Annotated in this window: 15 protein-coding genes; all 15 read right to left on the bottom strand. The window is 63.4% G+C overall.

Going from position 1 to position 20263, the window contains the following annotated elements; translation table 11 throughout:
- Positions 1 to 670: 670 nt before the first annotated feature.
- The 15 genes from E3O67_RS06190 to E3O67_RS06120 all read right to left on the bottom strand — a co-directional run bounded on the left by E3O67_RS06190 (position 671) and on the right by E3O67_RS06120 (position 20134).
- A complete protein-coding gene (locus E3O67_RS06190) occupies positions 671 to 1702 on the bottom strand; it encodes a glycosyltransferase (RefSeq protein WP_167726514.1) in 1032 nt (343 codons plus the stop codon).
- A gap of 204 nt (positions 1703 to 1906) precedes the next feature.
- Complete coding sequence (locus E3O67_RS17760; RefSeq protein ID WP_370260232.1) at positions 1907 to 2734, bottom strand: glycosyltransferase; 828 nt, start codon at positions 2732 to 2734, stop codon at positions 1907 to 1909.
- 536 nt (positions 2735 to 3270) lie between these two features.
- Entirely contained in the window at positions 3271 to 4401 is a 1131-nt protein-coding gene (gene wecB / locus E3O67_RS06180) for a non-hydrolyzing UDP-N-acetylglucosamine 2-epimerase (RefSeq protein WP_135102249.1), read from the bottom strand.
- Complete coding sequence (locus E3O67_RS06175) at positions 4398 to 5501, bottom strand: NAD-dependent epimerase/dehydratase family protein (RefSeq protein WP_135102248.1); 1104 nt, start codon at positions 5499 to 5501, stop codon at positions 4398 to 4400. Before E3O67_RS06175 ends, wecB begins: the two co-directional genes overlap by 4 nt.
- Entirely contained in the window at positions 5502 to 6557 is a 1056-nt protein-coding gene (locus tag E3O67_RS06170) for a polysaccharide biosynthesis protein (RefSeq protein WP_135102247.1), read from the bottom strand.
- Positions 6550 to 7794, bottom strand: a complete 1245-nt coding sequence (locus E3O67_RS06165) for a glycosyltransferase family 4 protein (RefSeq protein ID WP_135102246.1) — start codon at positions 7792 to 7794, stop codon at positions 6550 to 6552. Before E3O67_RS06165 ends, E3O67_RS06170 begins: the two co-directional genes overlap by 8 nt.
- Complete coding sequence (locus tag E3O67_RS06160) at positions 7791 to 9623, bottom strand: NAD-dependent epimerase/dehydratase family protein (protein WP_241982022.1); 1833 nt, start codon at positions 9621 to 9623, stop codon at positions 7791 to 7793. The genes E3O67_RS06165 and E3O67_RS06160 overlap by 4 nt, the downstream gene beginning before the upstream one ends.
- 179 nt (positions 9624 to 9802) lie before the next feature.
- The gene (locus E3O67_RS06155; protein WP_241982020.1) at positions 9803 to 11629 is read right to left on the bottom strand and encodes a nucleoside-diphosphate sugar epimerase/dehydratase; all 1827 of its coding nucleotides are present in this window, start codon (positions 11627 to 11629) and stop codon (positions 9803 to 9805) included.
- Complete coding sequence (locus tag E3O67_RS06150; protein ID WP_135102244.1) at positions 11620 to 12582, bottom strand: hypothetical protein; 963 nt, start codon at positions 12580 to 12582, stop codon at positions 11620 to 11622. The genes E3O67_RS06155 and E3O67_RS06150 overlap by 10 nt, the downstream gene beginning before the upstream one ends.
- A 29-nt stretch (positions 12583 to 12611) precedes the next feature.
- Positions 12612 to 13220, bottom strand: coding sequence for a low molecular weight phosphatase family protein (locus tag E3O67_RS06145; protein ID WP_135102243.1), 609 nt, complete (start codon positions 13218 to 13220; stop codon positions 12612 to 12614).
- A complete protein-coding gene (locus E3O67_RS06140) occupies positions 13220 to 14662 on the bottom strand; it encodes a polysaccharide biosynthesis tyrosine autokinase (RefSeq protein WP_135102242.1) in 1443 nt (480 codons plus the stop codon). Before E3O67_RS06140 ends, E3O67_RS06145 begins: the two co-directional genes overlap by 1 nt.
- A gap of 181 nt (positions 14663 to 14843) precedes the next feature.
- Positions 14844 to 17183 (bottom strand): sensor histidine kinase, encoded by a 2340-nt coding sequence (locus E3O67_RS06135; protein WP_135102241.1) that lies wholly within the window; start codon positions 17181 to 17183, stop codon positions 14844 to 14846.
- Positions 17180 to 17833: a response regulator transcription factor gene (locus E3O67_RS06130; RefSeq protein WP_134432657.1), complete on the bottom strand. Its 654-nt coding sequence runs from the start codon at positions 17831 to 17833 to the stop codon at positions 17180 to 17182. Before E3O67_RS06130 ends, E3O67_RS06135 begins: the two co-directional genes overlap by 4 nt.
- Before the next feature lie 250 nt (positions 17834 to 18083).
- Complete coding sequence (locus E3O67_RS06125) at positions 18084 to 18713, bottom strand: thymidine kinase (RefSeq protein ID WP_134432659.1); 630 nt, start codon at positions 18711 to 18713, stop codon at positions 18084 to 18086.
- Positions 18714 to 18805: 92 nt separating this feature from the next.
- A complete protein-coding gene (locus E3O67_RS06120) occupies positions 18806 to 20134 on the bottom strand; it encodes a hypothetical protein (RefSeq protein WP_167726509.1) in 1329 nt (442 codons plus the stop codon).
- Positions 20135 to 20263 lie beyond the last annotated feature (129 nt).

The following is a 20263-nucleotide window of genomic DNA, read 5'->3' as shown; positions in this document are numbered from 1 at the left end:
CTCCCCGCAGTGCTCGGTGAGCCAGGGCGGTAGCCGTGCACGAAGCCATGAGACTCAACGTCCGCGAAGTGATGAGATTTAGTGTCCACGATGTCACGAGATAACACACCAACTACGCGGACTACGGGTACCAACAGGGGCTACTCGCCAACTGGGGAATTTCAGTGAGCGCCGTCAGCACCGCACGATCTGGATCGAAACCGGCGGCACCAACATGCGCGAACACACCGCGGACAACGCGGCGTGACCCACGCCGGTGAGCGCGAGCTGAACGCTGGCGCTCACCGGCAATACCCAGTGGCGCTGAAGCCCAATATTCAGTGGCGCCCAACCGCAATAACGGGTGGCGCTCAAGGGGTCAAATACTCACCCCGACGACATTGCGGCGGGACTCGGGTGGGTAGGGCCGGGCGTGATGACCTCTTTCTGGCGAGAACGTATCCCCACAGTCAGGAGTCAGACTAGTGAGAGCCCCTTTTTTCCAATCCAACCTGCCACCCTAGACAAGTCGCAACATTCGCTAAACGAATAGAGGCCAATATGCCGCGGGTCCCAAGGAGGGGCACCTAAAGCCACAGCTCTTTCAGACAGAACCGCGTCATCGGTTGTCCGCCGCGTGCTCAATCGATGTGGGGGCTTGCCGGCCCGATACGTCCAGCATCAAGCCGTGTCACGATGACATGGACTCGTCTAAACTCTTGTCGACGAGCTGGTCAAAGACGTGGGCGCCCTTGTCATTTGCTCGCCAGATGTCATATGCGTCACCGGCCGCCTGGCGACGCCCCAACATCTGGTGGTCCGAGAGCCCCGCGAAAGATTGGATAGCGGCTCCCCAGTCGAGTGGGTCCCTGCCCTGGATTACGTCTCCACCCGCCATTTCGAGGACGTCCGACCAAGGCGTATGGTCCGAGCAGATCACAGGGCAACTGACGGAGAGCGCTTCGGCGATGACGTGACCAAAATTCTCTCCGGCGGTCGGAAACACGAAGACATCACCCTCCTCGAATATGTCCCGAACAGAGTTTGGGGAGATGGCTCCGTTCATTCTGCAAATTACGTTCGCAGGCAATTCGCCGATTAGGTCGTCACATAATCGCACATAGTCCTTATCCTCAGAATTGCCGTAGATATCAAGGACTATTGGCGAACTAGCGAGTTGGAGACTCCGGAGCAGCACGTCGAGGCCTTTCATGGGATTCAAGCGGCTAACAAACAAAATCCGTAGCGGGCCCTCGGCACGCGTGAAACCCGGCTTCCTGGCCGCGAGCGGTAGGGCCGTCTCATCTTCGCGAATGAGAACACGCGCTTTCGCACCAAAAATCGCTCGAATATCTCTCTCTTCGTTCGCTGAAGAGGCATGCCAAACGATTCGGCGGTGAAGCCCCATCGCCCGATAGATGGCCAAATAGAGACGTTTCTTTGAAGGTCGAATGGCAAGCGCTCCCTTCCCGAACTCACCTCTGGGAGCCAATAACACCCCAGCTCCTCGCCAAAATCCCAAGGTCCCCAGGACTTGGGGGAAAATCGAGAAGCGGGAATTAAAAAAACTGTTGTAATAGACGACGTCAGGTCGCTCGTCGCGCACAGCCTGCAGGCCCTGAAAGAACAGTCGAATCGACGTGGGGGTGCTGTAGTACACCTTGACCCCGTCATTTTGAATCCATGCGTTCCTCTCAACCGGAAGCGGCGTCGATTGGTGCATGTCTCTGTCTGAGGTGAATACGATCGCTCTCGTGTTTCGAGGCACCGAATCAACCAGAGCCTTCAACGTCCGAATGGGCCCACCACCCAGGACCGCAGGGGGGAATAGCGGAGCGAAAACTGCGAAATTCGTCGTGCTCATAATGATTACCCTCAATTACTAGGTCTCGGTCCAGGATTGCTGCGCACATTTAGACGGTCGTTTCTACCGATGCCACGGTGCAGAGAAGGTGGGGGTTCCTTGTTCGCGCGTCACCGTAGCCCATAGATACTGCGCGGCAGCCTCCGGGGAGATGATTGCATTCGCCCAGTTGCTCAACGCAGCGCGTGCTTCACTCGTCACGGGGCTGGAGCGCCAACGCCTGTCCAACGCTCGGGCGACCTCACTCGGCCGGCCACATCGAACAACCTCACCCTGAGACCCCGAGATGACCAAATCGGAAGACCCACAGGCGCTGCTGACGATAACTGGTGTTCCGGCCATGAGCGCTTCGCTAACTACCGCCCCCCAACCGTCGTAGCGGCTCGGCAGAACGAGTACGTCGGCGGCAGCAAGAGCGTCTCTCACTTTGTCATTCTCGAGTCGATGAACGAATTTCACCTGATCGGTGAGATTCAACCTGCGCACATCATCAACAAGGCCCTCTCTAAGAGGCCCGTCTCCAATCATCGTGAGGCACCAAGACTCTGCTCGTGCCATGGCCAGGGCTTGAATCAGTGTTCTCGGATCCTTGCGGTCGGAGAGTGTGCCAATGAAGATTATGCTCCGCCTCCCGACGGGCAATGCGATGTCGTGCCGAGGGGGTCGGTCCACGAAGTACCCGAATGAGGCTATCTTCTCTGGGTTGCACCCCAAGGAGGCAAATTGTTCCCTTGCCAAGGCCCCACAGGCAAATAGCGTGTCGACGTGGTCCCACGTGCGGCCGCGAACGGCGAACTTGAGGGCTCGCAGCCGCCCGATGAGCCCTCGGGGATCCCACGGCTCTGTGATGACGGCGATGTGCCTGTGGTGGCCCCGAGTGAGCTCTTTCATTGCTCGCCTGATTTCTGGATATGAGTTCATCCCAGAAAAAATATGCGCAGTGGCATCCCGATTGTCCTCGACAATCTTGGTCAGTTGACTTGCGGACGGCCGAACTACCAAGTTCGCGTCTCCGTAGTCAATGTTCTCCCACCCCATGGCCAACCTGTCTGCTGAGAGGCCGTCCGTCGCAACCACAAGAACGCGCTTACCAAAATGGGATGTCAGGGCACGCATAAGAGGCGCCTGATGAAGCGAAGGCATGTTCTGCCAGAATACGAGGTCATATTTTACTTGCACGATGGCTCCTGAGCGCAATCAGCGGGAGGAGTTCTGCTGTTGTCTGCGCGATGTAATGCAGCGTCCTTGGCTGAGGTCTCGAATAACGTTCCCGTCGCGGGGACTAGCACTGACACGGGTACCGCTGCAAGCGTCATCGGTCTTCGCTACTCCCAGCGAACCGCTCCAAGCCTGCGTACTCTTCGCGGCTAAGTAGCCTCGTAAGGGCCCGTGGAAAAAGTGACCGTGCCGTCAACGACACCTTGCCATCACTTCCGGACACCCGCACGAATGTTGTGGGTAGCCGCAGTGGAACGAATGAAATTGACCGCTCGTCGAGACGTATCCGACACCTCGTAGCCGTTCGGCATTGCGCAGGCTTGCTGATTTCCCGACTCTGCCAAGACCATTTCGACAGAGTCCAAGATCGCTTCCCGAGTGACACCGGGTGTGATGATCACGCCGGCATCCAAGGCCTCAGGGCGTTCGATGGAGTCCCTCAGAGTAACCGCCGGAAAGCCAAGAATGCTGGCCTCCTCGCTGATCGTTCCGCTGTCGGAAAGCACGAGCCTGGCCGACATCTGTAGTTTGATGTAATCGTTGAAGCCAAACGGAGGATGAAATCTGATCCCAGCTTTAAGCGCTGCGGGAACCTTCTCGAGTCTTTTCCGCGTCCGTGGGTGCGTGGACACTAGGACCGGAAGCCCGTAAGCCTCGCTGAGCGCCGAAAGCGCCGCTAACACGGACTCAAGTCGGGCGGGCTCGTCAACGTTCTCCTCCCGGTGGAGACTTACAAGGAAGTATTGCCCCGCGACCAAGTTTTGCCGTTCCACCACATCACTGGCCGCAATGGCCTCGGCATTGCCGTCTAGCACCTCTCGCATCGGAGAACCGGTGAGCAGAATCCGGGACGGGTGTATGCCTTCAGCCAAGAGATTTCGACGGGCGTGCTCGGTGTAGACGAGGTTATAGTCAGCGATGTGGTCTACGAGCCTGCGATTCGTTTCCTCAGGAACGTTCTCATCAAAGCAGCGATTCCCAGCCTCCATGTGGTAAACGGGGATTCGCATCCGCTTGGCCATCAGTGCCGAAATGCAGCTATTCGTATCACCCAGGATCAACACGGCATCGGGTTTCTCCAGCACCAGAACTTCCTCGATCTTGGCAAGGATAGAGCCAAGCACCTTGCCCAACGAAGAGGTGTCAGCTTCCAAGAAATGGTCCGGCCGACGGAGACCAAGGTCCTCGAAAAAGACCTCATTGAGTTCGTGATCGTAGTTTTGTCCGGTATGAACCAGGACATGGTCGGTGAACCGGTCAAGTCGCTTCATGGTGGGAGCGAGACGGATGATTTCGGGTCTCGTTCCAACAACAGTTAGGACTTTCAGTCGCGGGTTCATTTGTGCACAGCCTCTTCAATCGTGTCGGGTGCTCGTGGGTTGAAAATGTCATTCGTCCAGAAAGATGTGTACAGGAGGTCGGCCCCCGTGTTCGTGATCTTGTGTGACCACATGGTCGGCATGTCTACCGCCACAGGCGCATCGCCTGTCACCTCGAACTCGAAAACGTCGTCAGTGAAAAGCCTGCGCAGGGCAATCACTGCGGAACCGGACAGGACAGTGAATCGCTCGATCTTGCGTCGGTGAAAATGATCACCCCGGCTGATGCCGTGTTCCGTGGTCGAAAATGACGATTGGCCGCAACCGCCATGGGACCGAATGATCTCAAAGAACGAACCACGCGCGTCTGAGTGGCGGGTCAGCTTGACGGGAGCCTGCTCGGGAAAGGAATAAGAACGGTAGGTGTTGAAGAGGTCACGGTCGAATTTCGCGGCGACATCGGGGATCTCACCGCGTCGGTAGACCGCATCGATCCTGGCCAGACGACCCAGTAGCCCGGACACTGTCTCGTGCGCTTCCAGCTCTCGGCAGGCCCCCGGGTCGACAGCCCCCAACAGCAGGTCTGCGGCGTCCTGCGCGTGCAGAAGAGTTAGTGCTTTGTCATCATTCACCGACGGCGTCTGCCCTTGAGCCAGCATGTGGCTAAACGTTGCGGTCACGGCGTTGTAGAACGGGCGTCCATGTTCACCGAAAAGGTTGGGGAGCAGCACGTCCTGGAAGTCCGAGCCCACTTGCTCCGCCGCCGCCCGGAGAATGTCCGCGGCCGCAGCTTTCGCCTTCCCGTACACGCTTCCGTTCGTGGCCTGCGACGAATTCGCATACACGATGACTGCGGGGGGAGCTTCTGCCCGCACGATGGCCTGAGCAAGCTGACTGGCGAATCGCCTGTTTTCTTCGCTCACTTCGGTATCAGAGCCACGATTGACGCCAGCGAGGTGAATCAGGCGCGTCGATCCCGACATAGCCGCGGCCGCCTCAACAACATCGAAGGCGTCGCCCACCGGGATGGTCGCGGCTTCCTGCCCGAACTCTTGAAGGGCCGCGCGGATGTGCCATCCGAGAAAGCCATGGGCCCCGGTGAGCGCAACGTTTTTCACCATCTAGACAGCCTGCTCAAAGCGAATTCCCGCGGAGGCGAGTTCCGCTCGCACCTCAGGCAGAGTCAGAAGGAGAGCCTGAACCTCACGCAGACTCATACGGGACACTGTGTGAGAGTCGTAGTCTTCATACTGCGCCTGGGCGAGGTCACCCTGCTCGACGTAGATGCTGTAGTTCAGGTCCCGGTTGTCGGCATGAATGCGGAAGTAGTCCCCCATGTCCTGGGCGCGCGCCAGTTCCTCGCGACTCGCGAGCGCCTCGGATAGCTTCTCCGCATGGCGGGTTCCGATGACTTCCACTCTGGCGGAAGACTCAAAGAGGAGAATCATCGCTTGCGCAAGGTCGCCCATAGTGCAGGACTTCGCCTTTCGGATGAAAAGGTCTCCCTGGAGCGCATGGTGGAAGGCGTACTCGACCAGGTCTACGGAGTCAGCGAGGGACATCATGAACCGTGTCATGTCGGGGTTCGTGACAGTGAGATTCTTTCCAGCCTTAAGCTGCCTGATGAACAAGGGAATGACCGATCCACGCGAATACATGACATTGCCATAGCGCACGCACGAAACGGTCGTTTCGGCATTGGGGTTGTTCAGCCCGTAAGACTGCGCAACTTTCTCCATCATGGCTTTGCTCATCCCCATGGCGTTGACCGGATAGACGGCCTTGTCCGTGCTCAGGCAGACGACCGACTTCACGCCGGCGCGATCAGCAGCCCTCACGACATTCTCGCTTCCAAGAACGTTCGTGCGTACAGCTTCCATTGGGAAGAACTCACACGAGGGGACCTGCTTGAGCGCTGCGGCATGAAATACGTAATCCACGTCGCGGACGGCCCTCTCCACGCTTAGATAATCGCGGATATCACCAACATAGAAACGCACTCGAGGATCAGCGATCTCGTGGCGCATGAGGTCTTGCTTCGCCTCGTCTCGGCTGAGAATGCGAATCTCTGCGACGTCACGTGTCAGGAGCTGGTCGGTCACCGTGTGTCCGAATGAGCCTGTACCGCCCGTAATCAGGACGCGCTTTCCCTCGTAGTGGTTCTGGTTATTACTCATTGATTACTCCCAATAATGCTTCAACGATGTTGTTCGCCGCGACTTTCGCGGATAGGTTCCGGTCATAGAAATTTCGACCATTCACGGCCATGGTCTGACGCGCCTGAGGAGAAAGATCGGCCATAATTTCGATCAGGTGCGCGAGTCCGTCGGCGTCGCCTGGTGGGATGATCAACGCCGCTCCCGAAGAGGCCAGAAGCTCGGCGCCGTCACCGGAAATCTGGCCAATTATCGGTACTTCAGACGCAAGGAGGGATGCAATCTTGCTCGGCGTGGTGTGCCTGAGGAAAGCGGAGCCAGCCAAAGATACAAATTGGGCGTCTGCGCCTGCCATCATCTGGGGCACCAACTCTTTTGAAACCCGGCCAAGGAAATCGACATTCGTGAGGCCTCGATTCACGGCGTCGCGTTCAAGTCGTTCACGGGCGATTCCATCTCCCACAATCACGATGCGAACCTCCGGACGGCGCTTCAATATTCTTCCGGCATCGAGCAACGTCTCCAGACCCTGCACATCACCGATAGCGCCGACGTACATGAGTGTGAACACACGCAGTTCAGTTCCGACTATTCGCTGCGCGCGCAACTCGGAGACGGGCCGAAAGAGAGACTCATCGGTCGGATTAGGAACGTAAACAATCTTCGATGGAGAAATGCCCGGATTACGCTGCAAAATCAGCTCGCGAACACTTGGAGAGATCACGCCAACAACTGCCGAACGGTTCTCAGTTACGCGGACGATTCTCCTGATTAGCGCTGCTGCCCCTGAACCAACCGCGCCGCCAGGAAACATGCCACTCTCTATCAGAGAGTCCGGCCACAGGTCCTGAACGTGGAGAAAATAGGGCACTCGCCCGCACCTGGTGTGTTTCAGCAAAGGCGCACTGATTGTCACCGGTGAGTTGTAGGCCCAGACCGCGTCAACGTTCCGTAACGCGGAACCCGCGAAGACAGTCGCCGAGGCAGCGAAACTCGCATAGTTGAGAATGCGCCCCGCGGCTGAAGCCGTGTGATTCGGATAAAGAGGGACACGCGTGAGCGCGGCCCCATCCTCTACCGTGCTTCGGCCAACTCTCTGACGGTATCCGGGATAGATCTTGCCGTCGGGGTAGTTAGGGAAGCCGGTCAGGACACTCACCTGGTGGCCGGCTCGCGTGAACTCACGCGAAAACACTCCTGGAATTGCGGCGGGACCAGGCTCAGGATCAAACCACTGGGACAGAACACCGATTTTCATTTGACGCGCTCCGGCAAGACCCCGAACACGTCCGTGAGGTAGGAATTCCCTTCAAGACCAACTGACCGCGCCCAAGCAGCATTTTGGTCCTGGCCGAGCCACATGAGCTCCACTCGACGCACAAGTCCTCTGACCGGCGGTGCAACAGTGCCGACCGAGTAGCCGATGCCAATCAACGCTCTACACAACGTCAGCGGCAAACGCCTGGGCGCTCTTCCGCCGGCCAGTTCGAGCACGGATGAGGTCGTCATGCCCTCCCACGGTTGTAGGACGATGGTCGGAACGCGGTCCTGGTGAGCGCCGACCCGCGCCACAAACGTCACCAGACCTCTGACGGAACTGACGACTGTCGGGCGGTCACCGGGCATCGCGACAGAGGCTGCTGCTGATTGTGCAAGACGGCGGAGGCGGCCCGTCGTCGCCCTCCCAGGCCCTTGAACGGACGTGGCACGGAGAATCACAATTTCGGGAGACTCGCCATGCCCTGCATCACCGACTCCGGCCAGCAGCAAAGCTTCACCCAATGCTTTGGACTTCGAGTATGGCGAAAAGGGTTCCGTGGCGGGCGTCTCGTCCAGCACCATTCGCCGCCCCTGAACGGCTGCCGAACTGAGGTGAATCAGCCGCTGCACACCTGCGAGATTGGCGGCTTGGTAAATGACTGCGGGAAGAAGAGCGTTGGCCCCGAAGAGAGCCTCGCTTGCGGCGGCGCCCGGGGAGGCGAGACCAGCCGCGTTCACAACGACGTCGGCACGGAGCATGCTGGCCGAGAGCGTCGCGATGGCTTGAGAATGGTCCTTCAACAAGGAGAGAGCCTCCTCAGGTGTTGCATTTGCCGCCAGGCGGAGTCGAGGTGCAGTCAGGCTTTCAGCTCGAAAGCCGCGCGACTGCAACTCCTCGATAAGCGCAGAACCAATGAAACCCGTGCCCCCGACAACTGCCCAGCGAGCCGGCGCCGAATGCGATGGACCGGGTGCCTCAGGAGTCTTCCGTGGCGAGCTCGTGTCGGAAGTCTCAGGCTTTCTGCCTCTCGCGGACAGCAGTCCAGGCAGAGACAAATACACCGCAGCGACGAGGCCGATCCCTACTGCTGCCACAGCAGTCAAAGCCCCGGAGCCGTCCAGGCTGAGCAGCCCGATTGCGCTCGTGCAGAGCGTGCTTGCCGTGACGATAAGAGCCGCGGTCAGATGGGTAAAGCCTGCGGCCGTGAGTCGCTGGTAGACATGTGAGCGATGTGCTTGATGCCATTCCTCACCACCCAGTACGCGTCTGACCAGTGTGACCGCCGTGTCGGCCAAGTAGATACAAAGGGGCGCGACTACCGCGAGGGGAGCAACGCCGTCGACGAGAGCCGTAATCGCGATGATCCCGACAGAACCGCCGAGGAGATAGCTGCCCACATCACCGAGAAACATGCGTTTTCCAGCCAGGTTCCAGGGCAAAAAAGCTACGAACGAAACCGCGAGAACGAGTCCGGCTCCCAGTAGCCACGGCCGTTCCGTCAGGATGCCTATGACCCCGAATGCCGAGCCGACGACAGCACCGTGCAGGCCCGATATGCCGTTGATTCCATCCATGAAGTTCGCGGCGTTCGTGTAGCCAGCCAAGACAACGGCACCGACCGGGATCCACCACAACTCTGAGTCTGAATGCCACACGAGAGCTGTTGTTGCCACCGCACCAACGGCGAGTTGCACAGAGGCGCGCGTCACAATGCGCACCCCCCGGATGTCCTCAACCAGGCCGAGGATGGCCACAGCTGCTCCGGCCCCAACGATCACGATGAAATCGAACGTCCACGGTCTCAGGGAGGCAGCCAGAGCCGACATGCCGATCACAACGCCGAGTAGCGGGGCAACTCCGGCACCTCGCAACACTGGCGCAGAGTGCGAGGAGCGTTCATTGGGAACATCGATGACTCGAAGCCTGACCAGAATCGGTCGGATGAGAATTGGCGCCAAGCCACTCACTATCAGCGCAGAGATTATCGCTCCCCAGACAGGAGCGGTCATCGCGCGGATGCCTGAAGCACAGGACCCTGGCTCTCGAGGCATCTCTCAGACCAACGCGCTTTGTCAAGGCTTTTCGGCGAGATTGGAGGAATTGCAGCGTGGGAGATCTTCGGGTGGATAGGACGTTCACCCCTCTCGTTATGCCCGACGAGCTCTTCGTGCAGCTTCTCTCCCGGGCGCAGACCGGTGTAAATGATCTCGATCTCCTTGCCCGACATATCAATCATGCGCTGCGCGACATCAAGGATTCGGACCGGCTCTCCCATGTCGAGGATGAGAACCTCGGCGGGACGACCGATGCCACCGGCCTGAATGACCAGTTGGCACGCCTCCGGAATCGTCATGAAGAAACGTGTGACGTCGGGGTGGGTGATCGTCAGCGGTCCACCGGCCTCGATGAGGGCGGTGAAGGTGGGCAGCATCGAGCCACGGCTGCCGATGACGTTGCCGAAGCGAACCGAGAGGTATGCGTGATCGGTTTCCTGGGCGGCCCAGGCCGTGAGCTTCTCGGCCACGCGCTTGGAATGGCCGAGCACACTCGTGGGGTTCGCGGCCTTGTCGGTGGAGATATTCACGAATGTGGTCACCCCGACCGCCTGGGCGGCTTCGAGCACATTGAGCGTGCCGAGCACATTGGTCTTCCACGCCTCATCGGGGTACTGCTCCAACATGGGTAGGTGTTTGAGTGCCGCAGCATGGAAAACCACTTCGGGGCGGCGCTCAGTGAAGATGGTCTTCAGGGCTTCGGCGTCTCGGATATCGGCAAGCACGACATCCTTGGTGTCGAGCAGACCGTGACCCAGGATCGAGATCTGGGTGCCTTGCAGGCCCGTTTCGTCCCGATCGAGCATCATGAGTTCGCTGGGGCCGAACTTGGTGATCTGCCTGCAAAGTTCCGACCCGATGGAGCCGCCGGCACCGGTCACGAGCACGCGCTTGCCCGCAAGGTAGCCGGCGATCGACTCCACATGAGTGTCAACGGGGTGTCGACCGATCAGGTCTTCGATCGCGATGTCTCGAAGGTCGTTGAGGCGCGACTTGCCTGTGAGTAGTTCTTCAAGGGGAGGAAGCACGAGAACCTTGAGATGTGCGGCCTTGGCGGCATCGGTAATCTCACGAAGCAAGGAGGCATCAGCTTTTGCGATGGCCACGACCAGCGCAGTCGCCCCGGTAACTTGAGCTACTGCGGAGAGGGAGGCGCGTGAACCGACGACGCGAACGTCATGGAGCCACAGATTGCGCTTGAGCGGATCGTCGTCGATGAGCCCCACCGGCAGAAATGGCGAGTTTCGGTCGGTGGTCATGCGCCGGGCAATCGAGGCCCCCATGTAGCCCGCGCCGAAAATCAGGGCCTTCTGAACGTCGTCTTTGGGAACCACCGACCGTTCCACCAGGAGACGCTTGACATAGCGCACGCCGCCCATCAAGACGAAGGCCATGGGCAGGGCGATGAAGACCGTGCTGCGGGGTATGCCGACCATCGTTCCGGCGACGGCAACCGGGATGCCCAGGATGACGGATGACGCAAGGACGACCCAGAGCAGCGCCCGCACCTCGGAAAAGCTGCCGTAGATGTGGCGCCCCTGGTAGAGGTGGTTGAAACCGCCGGCAAAAAACTGCACCAGACACGCGACCGCACACAGAGCCAACAGCGGCACTAGGTTAATCAGCTGGAGGTCGAACTCATAGCGAAGAATCTCCGCCAGAAACAGGGCGACAACCCAAGCTCCTGCATCGAATGCGAACTGAGTACCGAAGCGCACCAGAGGGACAGACCCGTGTAGCTTCTGCATTCTGGTCGTTGCAAAGTCACTTATTGCCATGTCGCGCCCCTATCACTCGACTTGCTCATCTCGTCCCCCGCCCACAACCAGACAATTCCATCGGCGCTTGCTACCGCCAGATCGCCTGGCGTGACTGCCGCCTCCCGACATCCGCCCGGGGTCAGCACCCCGTCGAGCTCCTGAGGCGTCGCGAGCAGCTGTGCGCCCGCGCAGCCTGCCTGATCTGTGGCCACGATGATGTAGCCGTCGTCGCTGACGGTCAGGTTCGCGGCACCGGGAAGAGCGATCCCGGACCCGAAGGTTGCGGCACCATCATCGGTGCGGAACAGGCTGCCGTCTGAACAGAGCAGGGCCGCAGTGGAGTCAGTGCGGGGTGCCAGCGCGATGACCGACGTGCAGGGAGCAGGGAACGTGCCGGTGGGGCCGTGCACGGTGGCCCGGTCCGCCGGGTCCACGTACCAGTTAGTCCCGACCCGATCGGGGTATTCCTGCCACTGGGCGCCGGCCACGAAGGTGGTTACGCGTTGCGGCGTGCAGTCTTCTGCAGTGAGGGTCACCAGGGAGGCCTCGGACTTGCTGGTGATGTAGATGGAGAGAATGGAGGAGGCGTCGGTGCCGTCTGACGCGTCGAATGCTGACCAGGTTTCACCGGCGTCGGTGGTGAGTTCGGGGTTCGCGGTGGCGGCGGGGCAGTCGCCGGTGTTTGCGCGCCAGACCGTGGACGCGTTCAGGGCGGTGAGGATGCGGGTGGGGGGTGGGGAGGTGATTGCTGTGGTCTCGGCAGGCTCGCTGGTCTCGACAGGCTCGACCACCGGCGGTGTGGTCTCGACAGGCTCGACTACCGGGGCATCGACCACCGCGCGTGAGCTGTCTGAAGGGTTCGTGCTCGTGAGTGCGAAGGAAACCAAGGCGACGTCAAACAGCAAGAAGACCGCTAGGCCGGCGATGAGCAGGCGCCGCCGGAGCACGCTGTCGCGGTTCTTCCGACTCACTGATTTCGGTTTCGGGCTACCCACGGCTTTCACAGTTTCCGCTGCACCGTTGCGGCCCGATGAAACAGTGCCGTCACCGCATTGACTGCGGGCACGAGCTGCTGGGCAGACTCCACGTAGACCTCGTCGCTGCGTCGGTAGGGGTCAACGACGTCATCGTCATCGGCCGACACCAGCGGGGCGACAGCGCCACGCTGAGACGCGGCGAGGGCGATCAGTGTCGAGAGTCGGCCGACGACGTCGTCGAGGGGCAGCGAGGCGGCCTCGACGAGGTCGTCGTCGGTGACGTCGGCAATGAGTCGTGCGAATTCGCGGATCGTGAACGTGTAGCGAATGGCGCGCGGCACGAGTTCGACGATGGCACGACGGTGCTCGCGGGACATTGCGAACACCAGATCGGCGGTCTGCACGTGCTGCTCGGTGAGCTCCTGTGCCACGTGGGCATTCGGGTCGCCGCCGAAGTGCCGGGACAGATCGGCGGCTTGCGGGGGCATGCCTTGGCCGGTCAGGCCGATGGTTCCCGCACTGGCCACCTGAATTTGCGGCCACGAGGCGAGGCCAACACGCAACAGCTGTTCGGCCAGTGGCGAGCGGCAGATATTGCCCGAGCAGACCGTGAGAATGGAAAAGGTCTGCATTACGCGGTTCTCCGTCGGGCCTTGCGGATGCCCCGCCCTGCGGGCGCTGCGGCACCGACAGTGGCTTTCTCTTCCTCGTGAATCGTGCCGTAGCTGTACTGGCCGTAGCCGTAGGAGTCGGGGCCCCTGGTGGGCAGCATGGTGATGACCATGCCGACGAGGCGGCTCCCCGCGCGCTCCAAAGCCTTCACGGCGCTGGTCAGCTCGTTGCGCTTTGTGCGCCCGGAGGCCACCACCATGATGGCGCCGCCGCAGAGCTTGCTCAGCACGGCGGCATCCGTCACCAGCAGCAGCGGCGGGGCATCGATCAGCACCACGTCGAACTCCTCGGTGAGCGCGCCGAGCATGCGGGCCATCGCAGCGGAGCCGAGCAGTTCGCTCGGGTTCGGGGGAACGCGGCCGCTGGGCAGAACGAACAGCTTGTTCTTGCCCCACTTCTGCAGCACGTCGGCGAGCTCGGCGCGACCGATGAGCACGTCGGTGAGGCCGACGCCACCCTCGATGCCCATGTACTCCGCCACGCGTGGCAGCCGCAGGTCGCCGTCGATCAACGCAACCCGGGCGCCGGTCTCCGCGAGGGCGATGGCGAGGTTCGCCGTGGTCGTGCTCTTTCCCTCACCGGGCACCGAACTGGTGACCACGAAGCTGCGCGGCCCACCTTCGATGTTCACGAACTGGAGGTTTGTGCGCAGGCTGCGGAATGCCTCAGCCCGCGGGTTCTTCGGGTCGGTGTGCACGACCAGGGGGCGAAGGGTCGCACCGGGGTCGTTGGTGATGCCGCCGAGCATGGGCGCATCGGTGACGAGCTCAATGTCGTGCAGGCTGTGGATGCGGGTGTCGAGCACGCTGCGCAGCACGGCGAGGCCGACGCCGACCGCGAGACCCACCAGAAGGCCGAGGGCGATGTTTAGAGGAACGTTGGGGCTGGCCGGGCTGGCTGGCACGATCGCCGGCTGGATCGTTTCGATCTTCACCGGGCTGGCTGCATCGCCATCGGGCTTTTCGAGGCGGTCGACGACGATCCTGCTGAAGTTCTGCCCGACAGAGTTGGCGATCTGCGCCGCGAGCTCCGGATCACTGTTCGTGACCGAGACGTCGATCAGAACGGTGTTCAACGGCGAGACGGAGGTGATGGTGGAGGCGAGCTGTGCCGAGGTCATATCGAGATTCAGTTCCTTGATGACCTCATCAAGAACGATGGCACTGTTGACGACGTCTACGTAGGAGGTCACCGCCGAGCGTGCGAAGCTGGTGCCTTGTAGCAAGTCGGTGGTGGCGGCTCCGGATGCGGCCTGCACCGCCACGTAGAGCTGGGTGTTGGCGATGTACTTCGGGGTGGTCGCGATGGCCGCACCGGCCGCCCCAGCGATGCCGAACAGGGTGCAAGCGAGAATCAGGATCCAACTTTTGTGGAAAATCCTGAGGTAATCCTTGAGCTCCACGCGCGTTCCTCCGGTAGTACTAGGCATAGAGGAACCGCTGAGATTGCTTTGTCCCCTTGCTCATCCTTGCACATAGGGGTATCCGGCCACCCCCCAAGGGGGGTCTGAAATTCTCTCGGGTTTATCGTGGGGGCATCAACAAGCTCGACCACCGGGGGTTTTGCATCCTGAGGCTCTTTTTCTACGACGGCTGGAGGAGGCCGTCGGGGGTGACTGCGAGCATCCGTGGCTCGCCGGCGTCGACCACGATCGAGGCGATCGTGGGGCGGTCGGCGGGCAGCAGCCGGGCGATCAGGTGGCCGTGGGTGAGGGCTTCGAGCTGGGCGGCGACGATGGCGGCCGCGGCGGCCAGCTGCCGGGGAGGCCGGTCGGCGCTGTCGTCGAGCAGGGTCACGTCGACGCCCCGGAGACGGGCGGCGCGGGCGGCGCTAATCACCGGCTCGATGAAGAGCGATCGGCCGCGGATGGCGTCGCGCAGGGTGGCCTCCACGAGCCGGCAGTCCGCCCGCAGGGTCGGTTCGATCTGCAGGGCGTCGATCTGCAGGGCGCCGGCGAGGCGCTGCAGGGTGGGCCGGGCCAGCGTGTTCACCCGGGTCAGCTGGGTCTCGCGCTCCTCGATGGCCGCCGCCGCCGTGGCCGCCGCCGCACCGATCTGGGCGCGCTCCCGGTTCAGCCCGGCGAGGGTCAGGGTGGAGCGCTTGAGACCCACAGCGAACAGGGTTCCGGCGAGCAGGGTTCCGGCGTGACGGATGACCAGGTTCACCCCGTCGAGCAGCGTCAGCCCGTTGAGCAGCGCCCAGACGATCGAGACGACCACGATCATGCCGTAGCCGTACCAGGCGAAGCCCGGCCGGCCGCGCACCGCCAGCACGACCAGCACCATGGTTATGGCGCCGAGATACCAGTGGGCGAAGGGCGTCGACCCGACCGGGGGCACCGGGAATGCCGTGGCGGCCCCGGACAGGCCGCACAGAGCGAGCGCCACAACGGCGTTGCGGGGCGACACCGGGTCAGGCACGACCATGGTGAGCCAGGCGGCCGCCGCGCACACCGCCAGGAACCCGACGATCTCGTAGGGCAGGCCCCACAGGGGTTCGCCGTCGGCGAAGGCGAGCACGGCATGCACGGCGATGAACCCCACAAGGATGGACGTGGACATGGCCTTCGGCAGCCGGGTCACGCCCTTCGACTGCGGGTCGGTTGGTGGGGTCGGGGCTGCGAGCACGGGGTCTGCAAGCGTAGGGGCTGCGAGCACGGGTGCGGCGGCGGTGGTGGCTGCGGTGGCGGCCGTGGGCATTGGCGGGGGCGTCCACGAGACCACCACCTCGGTGCCGGCGCCGGGGCGGGAGCGCACGACGGCGGCACCGCCGGAGAGGCGCTCCATGCGGCCGATGATGCTCTGGGCGATGCCCAGGCGCTCGGCCGGCACCCTCGAAGGGTCGAAGCCGACGCCGTCGTCGTGCACGGCCACCCGGATGCCGCCCTGGTAGCTGCGCACACTGATGGTGCGGGCCACCGGACCGCGCAGGGGCTTCTGGATGGCGGCCGCGGCGACCGAGTTGCGGAGGGCCTCGCCGACCGCGCCGAGCAGGGCGGTCACGGCGAGCGCCGGCACCGTGAGGGTGTCGTGCAGGTTGGAGGTGATCTCGGCATCCGGTGCCAGCTCGCCCACCAGCTGCTCGAGGCGCCGGGTCACCTCGGGCCCGGGCACGGTCTGGTCGGGTTCGGGGGCGCCCAGGGCGTCGAGCCGCACCAGGGTTTCGGCCGCGTGCCGGCTCAGTACCTGCACCGGGGTGCCGCCGCGCCCGGCCATCAGCAGGGTGGAGATGACGCTGTCGTGCACCAGGGCGTCGATGGTGAGGCGTTCGCGCTTGCGGGCGAGGCGGTCGGCCTGGCCGACGAGCTGCACTCGGGCGAGTGTGGCGGCTCGGTCGACCTTGATCGCGCTGTGACGGGCCATGGTGGTCAGACCCACGAGCATGCTCAGCAACAGCACCGAGTACAGGCCGTCTTCCACGCCGACCAGCACCGGGTAGGGATCAGTGGAAGTGACCGCGCGCAGCAGACCGCTCATCGTGCAGACCACGGCCAGGTAGGTCCAGGCCGTGCGGTCACGGGTGGTCACCGCGATGGCCATCACGGGCACGCCGGTGAGGGTGATCACCCAGGGGATGTCCGCACCCGCCGACAGCGGTTCCGCCCGAACGGTCAGCCAGAACAGGAGCAGCACCAGGAAGGCCGCACCCTCGATGAGCGCGATCATCCGGAGCACGCGCAGCGGAACCCGCATCGAGAGCAGGGCGAGCAGCATCGGCAGCCCGAAGATCAGCAGCCACGCCGCCACCGTCCAGTGCCGATGCGGCGGCCACGCCTGCTCGAACACGCTTCCCAGGCAGAGCAGCCCGAAAACGAGGGCGGTGGGCCCGAGCGCGGCATAGAGCAGGCGGGCGAGGCGCTCGGTCGCGGGCTGCGGGCGAAGCGACTGCCGGGCCGTGCTCACGGCTGGCCGGGCCGTGCTCACGGCTGGCCGGGGATGGGCAGGAGACCGTCTTCCAGGGCCCGCTTGTAAAGGTCGATCTTGGTGTTCGCCGGGCGACCGACCCGCTCATACTTCGAGCGCACGCGACGGATGTAGTCGATCACCGTGGCCTCGGACAGTCCCATCCGCGAGGCCACCAGCGGCGCCTTCGCGCCCGCCGCGTAGAGCGAGAGCACCTCGCATTCGCGCCCGCTCAGGCCCGCGTCGGAGAGGTCCGGGTCGCCGTCGAGGGCCGCGGCCCACTCGGCGGAGACGACGGCCTCCCCCGCCGCCGCGCGGGTGACGGCGTCGAGCAGCACCGCGGTGGGCTCGCTCTTGCGCACAACACCGAGCACGCCGCTGCGCGCGGCGGCCCGCATCAGGCCGGCATCGTCGCCGCCGGTGAACGCGAGCACCGCCGCGCCCGCGTCGCGCAGCCGGTCGACGTTGCCGGTGACGGTGGACCCGTCGGAGAGCCGCAGGTCCAGGATGACCAGGTCGACGGGCGTCTGCTGCACGTCGGACTCGAGCAGTTCGGTCACGGTCGCGACCGTGGCCACCACCTCGATCTCGGGGAGGGTGGCGAACAGGCCGGCGAAGCCGTGGGCGACGATCTCGTGGTCATCGATCAGGGCTACTCGAAAGCGGGTCATCGGCGATCCTTGCAGTTTCGGTGCGGAGCCTGCCGGGGTCTCGGGCAGGGTTCTACGATCTCGCTCAGCGCCTTCTCGGGAGTGGCCCCCGTTCTGGTGCCACAAGAAGTAACGGCTGTTCAGTCCAGGCAGCGGTGAATATGTTGGGCAGTGGGGAAAACCAGCCGGGGGGTTGGTGGGGCGCTCACGATCCCGAAGTCGTTTGAGCGCCCCGTCTCACCGGTTTTCAGGTCTGTGCGGGTGCGGGCGTTCATGCGGGTGCGGGCCGGCTGCGGTTGTTCAGCACGCCGTTGCTCTCCTCGAGGTAGCACGAGCCGCAGAGCGACTCGTAGGTCACCTCGGCGCCGTCAATGGCCACCTGGTCGCCGTCGAAGACGAAGACGCCGTCGATCTGACGCCCGTTGAACACGGCCTTGCGCCCGCAGCGGCAGATGGTCTTGAGCTCCTCGAGGCTGTGCGCCACCTCGAGCAGGCGCCGGCTGCCCGGAAAGGCCACCGTCTGAAAATCGGTGCGGATGCCGTAGGCCAGCACCGGGATGTTCTCGAGGATCGCGATGCGCAACAGGTCGTCCACCTGCTGCTCGGTGAGGAACTGCGCCTCGTCCACCAGCAAAGAGCTCACGTCGAGGCCGGTGTCGCCGAGCACCCGGGCGCGGTGTTCCAGGAAGAGTGCGTAGGCATCCGTCTCGGGGGTGAGCAGGTAGTCGACCGCACGGGTGACGCCAAGCCGGGAGAGGATGCCGCGGTCGCCCTTGGTGTCGACCGACGGCTTGGCCAGCAGCACCTGGTGGCCGCGTTCCTCGTAGTTGTAGGCGGCCTGGAGCATCGAGGTGCTCTTGCCGCTGTTCATGGCTCCGTAGCGGAAATACAGTTTCGCCACCTTCGTGGTCGCCCCCTCGGCTGGTCGCGCTCGTGCCGCTGCGCCGCGCTGCGTGGTGCCGCGCGGCCGGCGGGGCGCTGCGTGCGCCTCCCTCAGAGTACTGGTGGAACCGGGCGTGGGCGCTTATCGCCGAATTCCAGCGTCAGACCGGGGCGACGGATGCTCACGCGCACCCACGGGAACACCACCCGCAGCACCGCGAGGTAGGAGCGCAGCAGGGCCCGCACCCGGCGCGGCGGGAGGTCGAGCGCCACCCGCAACGAGAACGTGTCGATGCCGGAGTGCCGCTGCTGGCGGTCGCTCGGCGGGTCGACCTGGGTGTCGGGGTCGGAGTCGGGCTCGGTGTCGGCCTGCACCACGAGGCTGCGCGGGTCGAAGCCGGGGGCGAGGCAGAGCATGCTGATTAGGGCCGAGGTGGCCGCGCGCTGCTGCGTGCCGAAGTGGGCGGCCCGGTGCTCGGGGTCGGCCACGACCAGCAGCGGATCCTTGCCGCGCTCCTGCAGCGCCGTGCGCTCGCGAGCGATGACGGCGTCGAGCCAGGTCTCGTCGATGTGCTCCACGATCGTGCGGCGCACCATGGCGGCGAGCTCGTTCGCCCGAGAGATTTCGGCCTTGGTCACCTCGCCGCGTTCGAGCACGCCGTCGAAGAGGGGGAAGACATTGGGTTCCAGGATGGCGCGCTGCTGCTCGACCACCTGGCGCACCACGCGGCCGCGGGATTCCTCGGTGCGGCGGGCGATGGCGAGGCGGGCATCCGTCTGCCAGGCCAGCAGCTGGCGCACGATGCGGCGGGAGTACGCGGCGGCGGCCAGGCCGAGTGCGAGCACCTGGGTGACCGCGACGACCACGTAGACGCCGGACGGCACCGTGATGGCGCGGAACTCTCCCTGCGGGAGCGTGACCGCGGCCACGACGACGGACGCGACCGCCGCAGAGAGGGCCAGCTCGCGCCACGGGCGGAAGGGCGAGAGGGCCACGAGCAGGAAGCCGAGCATGATCGGGCCGAAGTCGTCCTGCACCAGGGAGTTGCTGCCCCAGCGGGCGGCCTGGTCGAGCAGGTGGGCGCACAGGCCGAGGCTCATGATCAGCAGCAGCGACGTCTGCCGCACCGGGGACCGCGATGGCCGGCCGGCGAGCACGAGCACGACGGACGCGCTTGCGGCGGCGGCGAGCGCGAGAACGGCCAGGGTCGGATGCCGGATCTGGTCGGCCTGCAGCACCGTGGCCACCACCGCGTAGGCGAAGACGATCAGAGCGATGCCGGGCACGATCGTCCAGACCGCGAGGGCGCCCAACGGGTCGAGGCGCTGCTGGGTGAAGGCGTGCGGCTTGGTGTGCGGTGTGGGGATGGGGGTGTGGTTTCGGGCTGGGGTTGGGGTTGGGTTCTGGTTTGGGATTTGGTTCTCGGTTGTGGTTGTCACTGGGCCACCCGCTCGGGGTCTGGGGTGTCTTGGGGTTCTGGTTGCGCGGCTGGGGCGGGCACGGGTTCTGGCTGCGCGGCTGGGGCGGGCACGGGTTCTGGCTGCGCGGCTGGGGCGGGCACGGGTGCT

The organism is Cryobacterium sp. TMT3-29-2 (genome assembly GCF_004564305.1).
In the GTDB taxonomy this organism is placed as follows: Bacteria; Actinomycetota; Actinomycetes; order Actinomycetales; family Microbacteriaceae; genus Cryobacterium; species Cryobacterium sinapicolor.
This window is presented reverse-complemented; position numbering and strand designations above follow the sequence as displayed.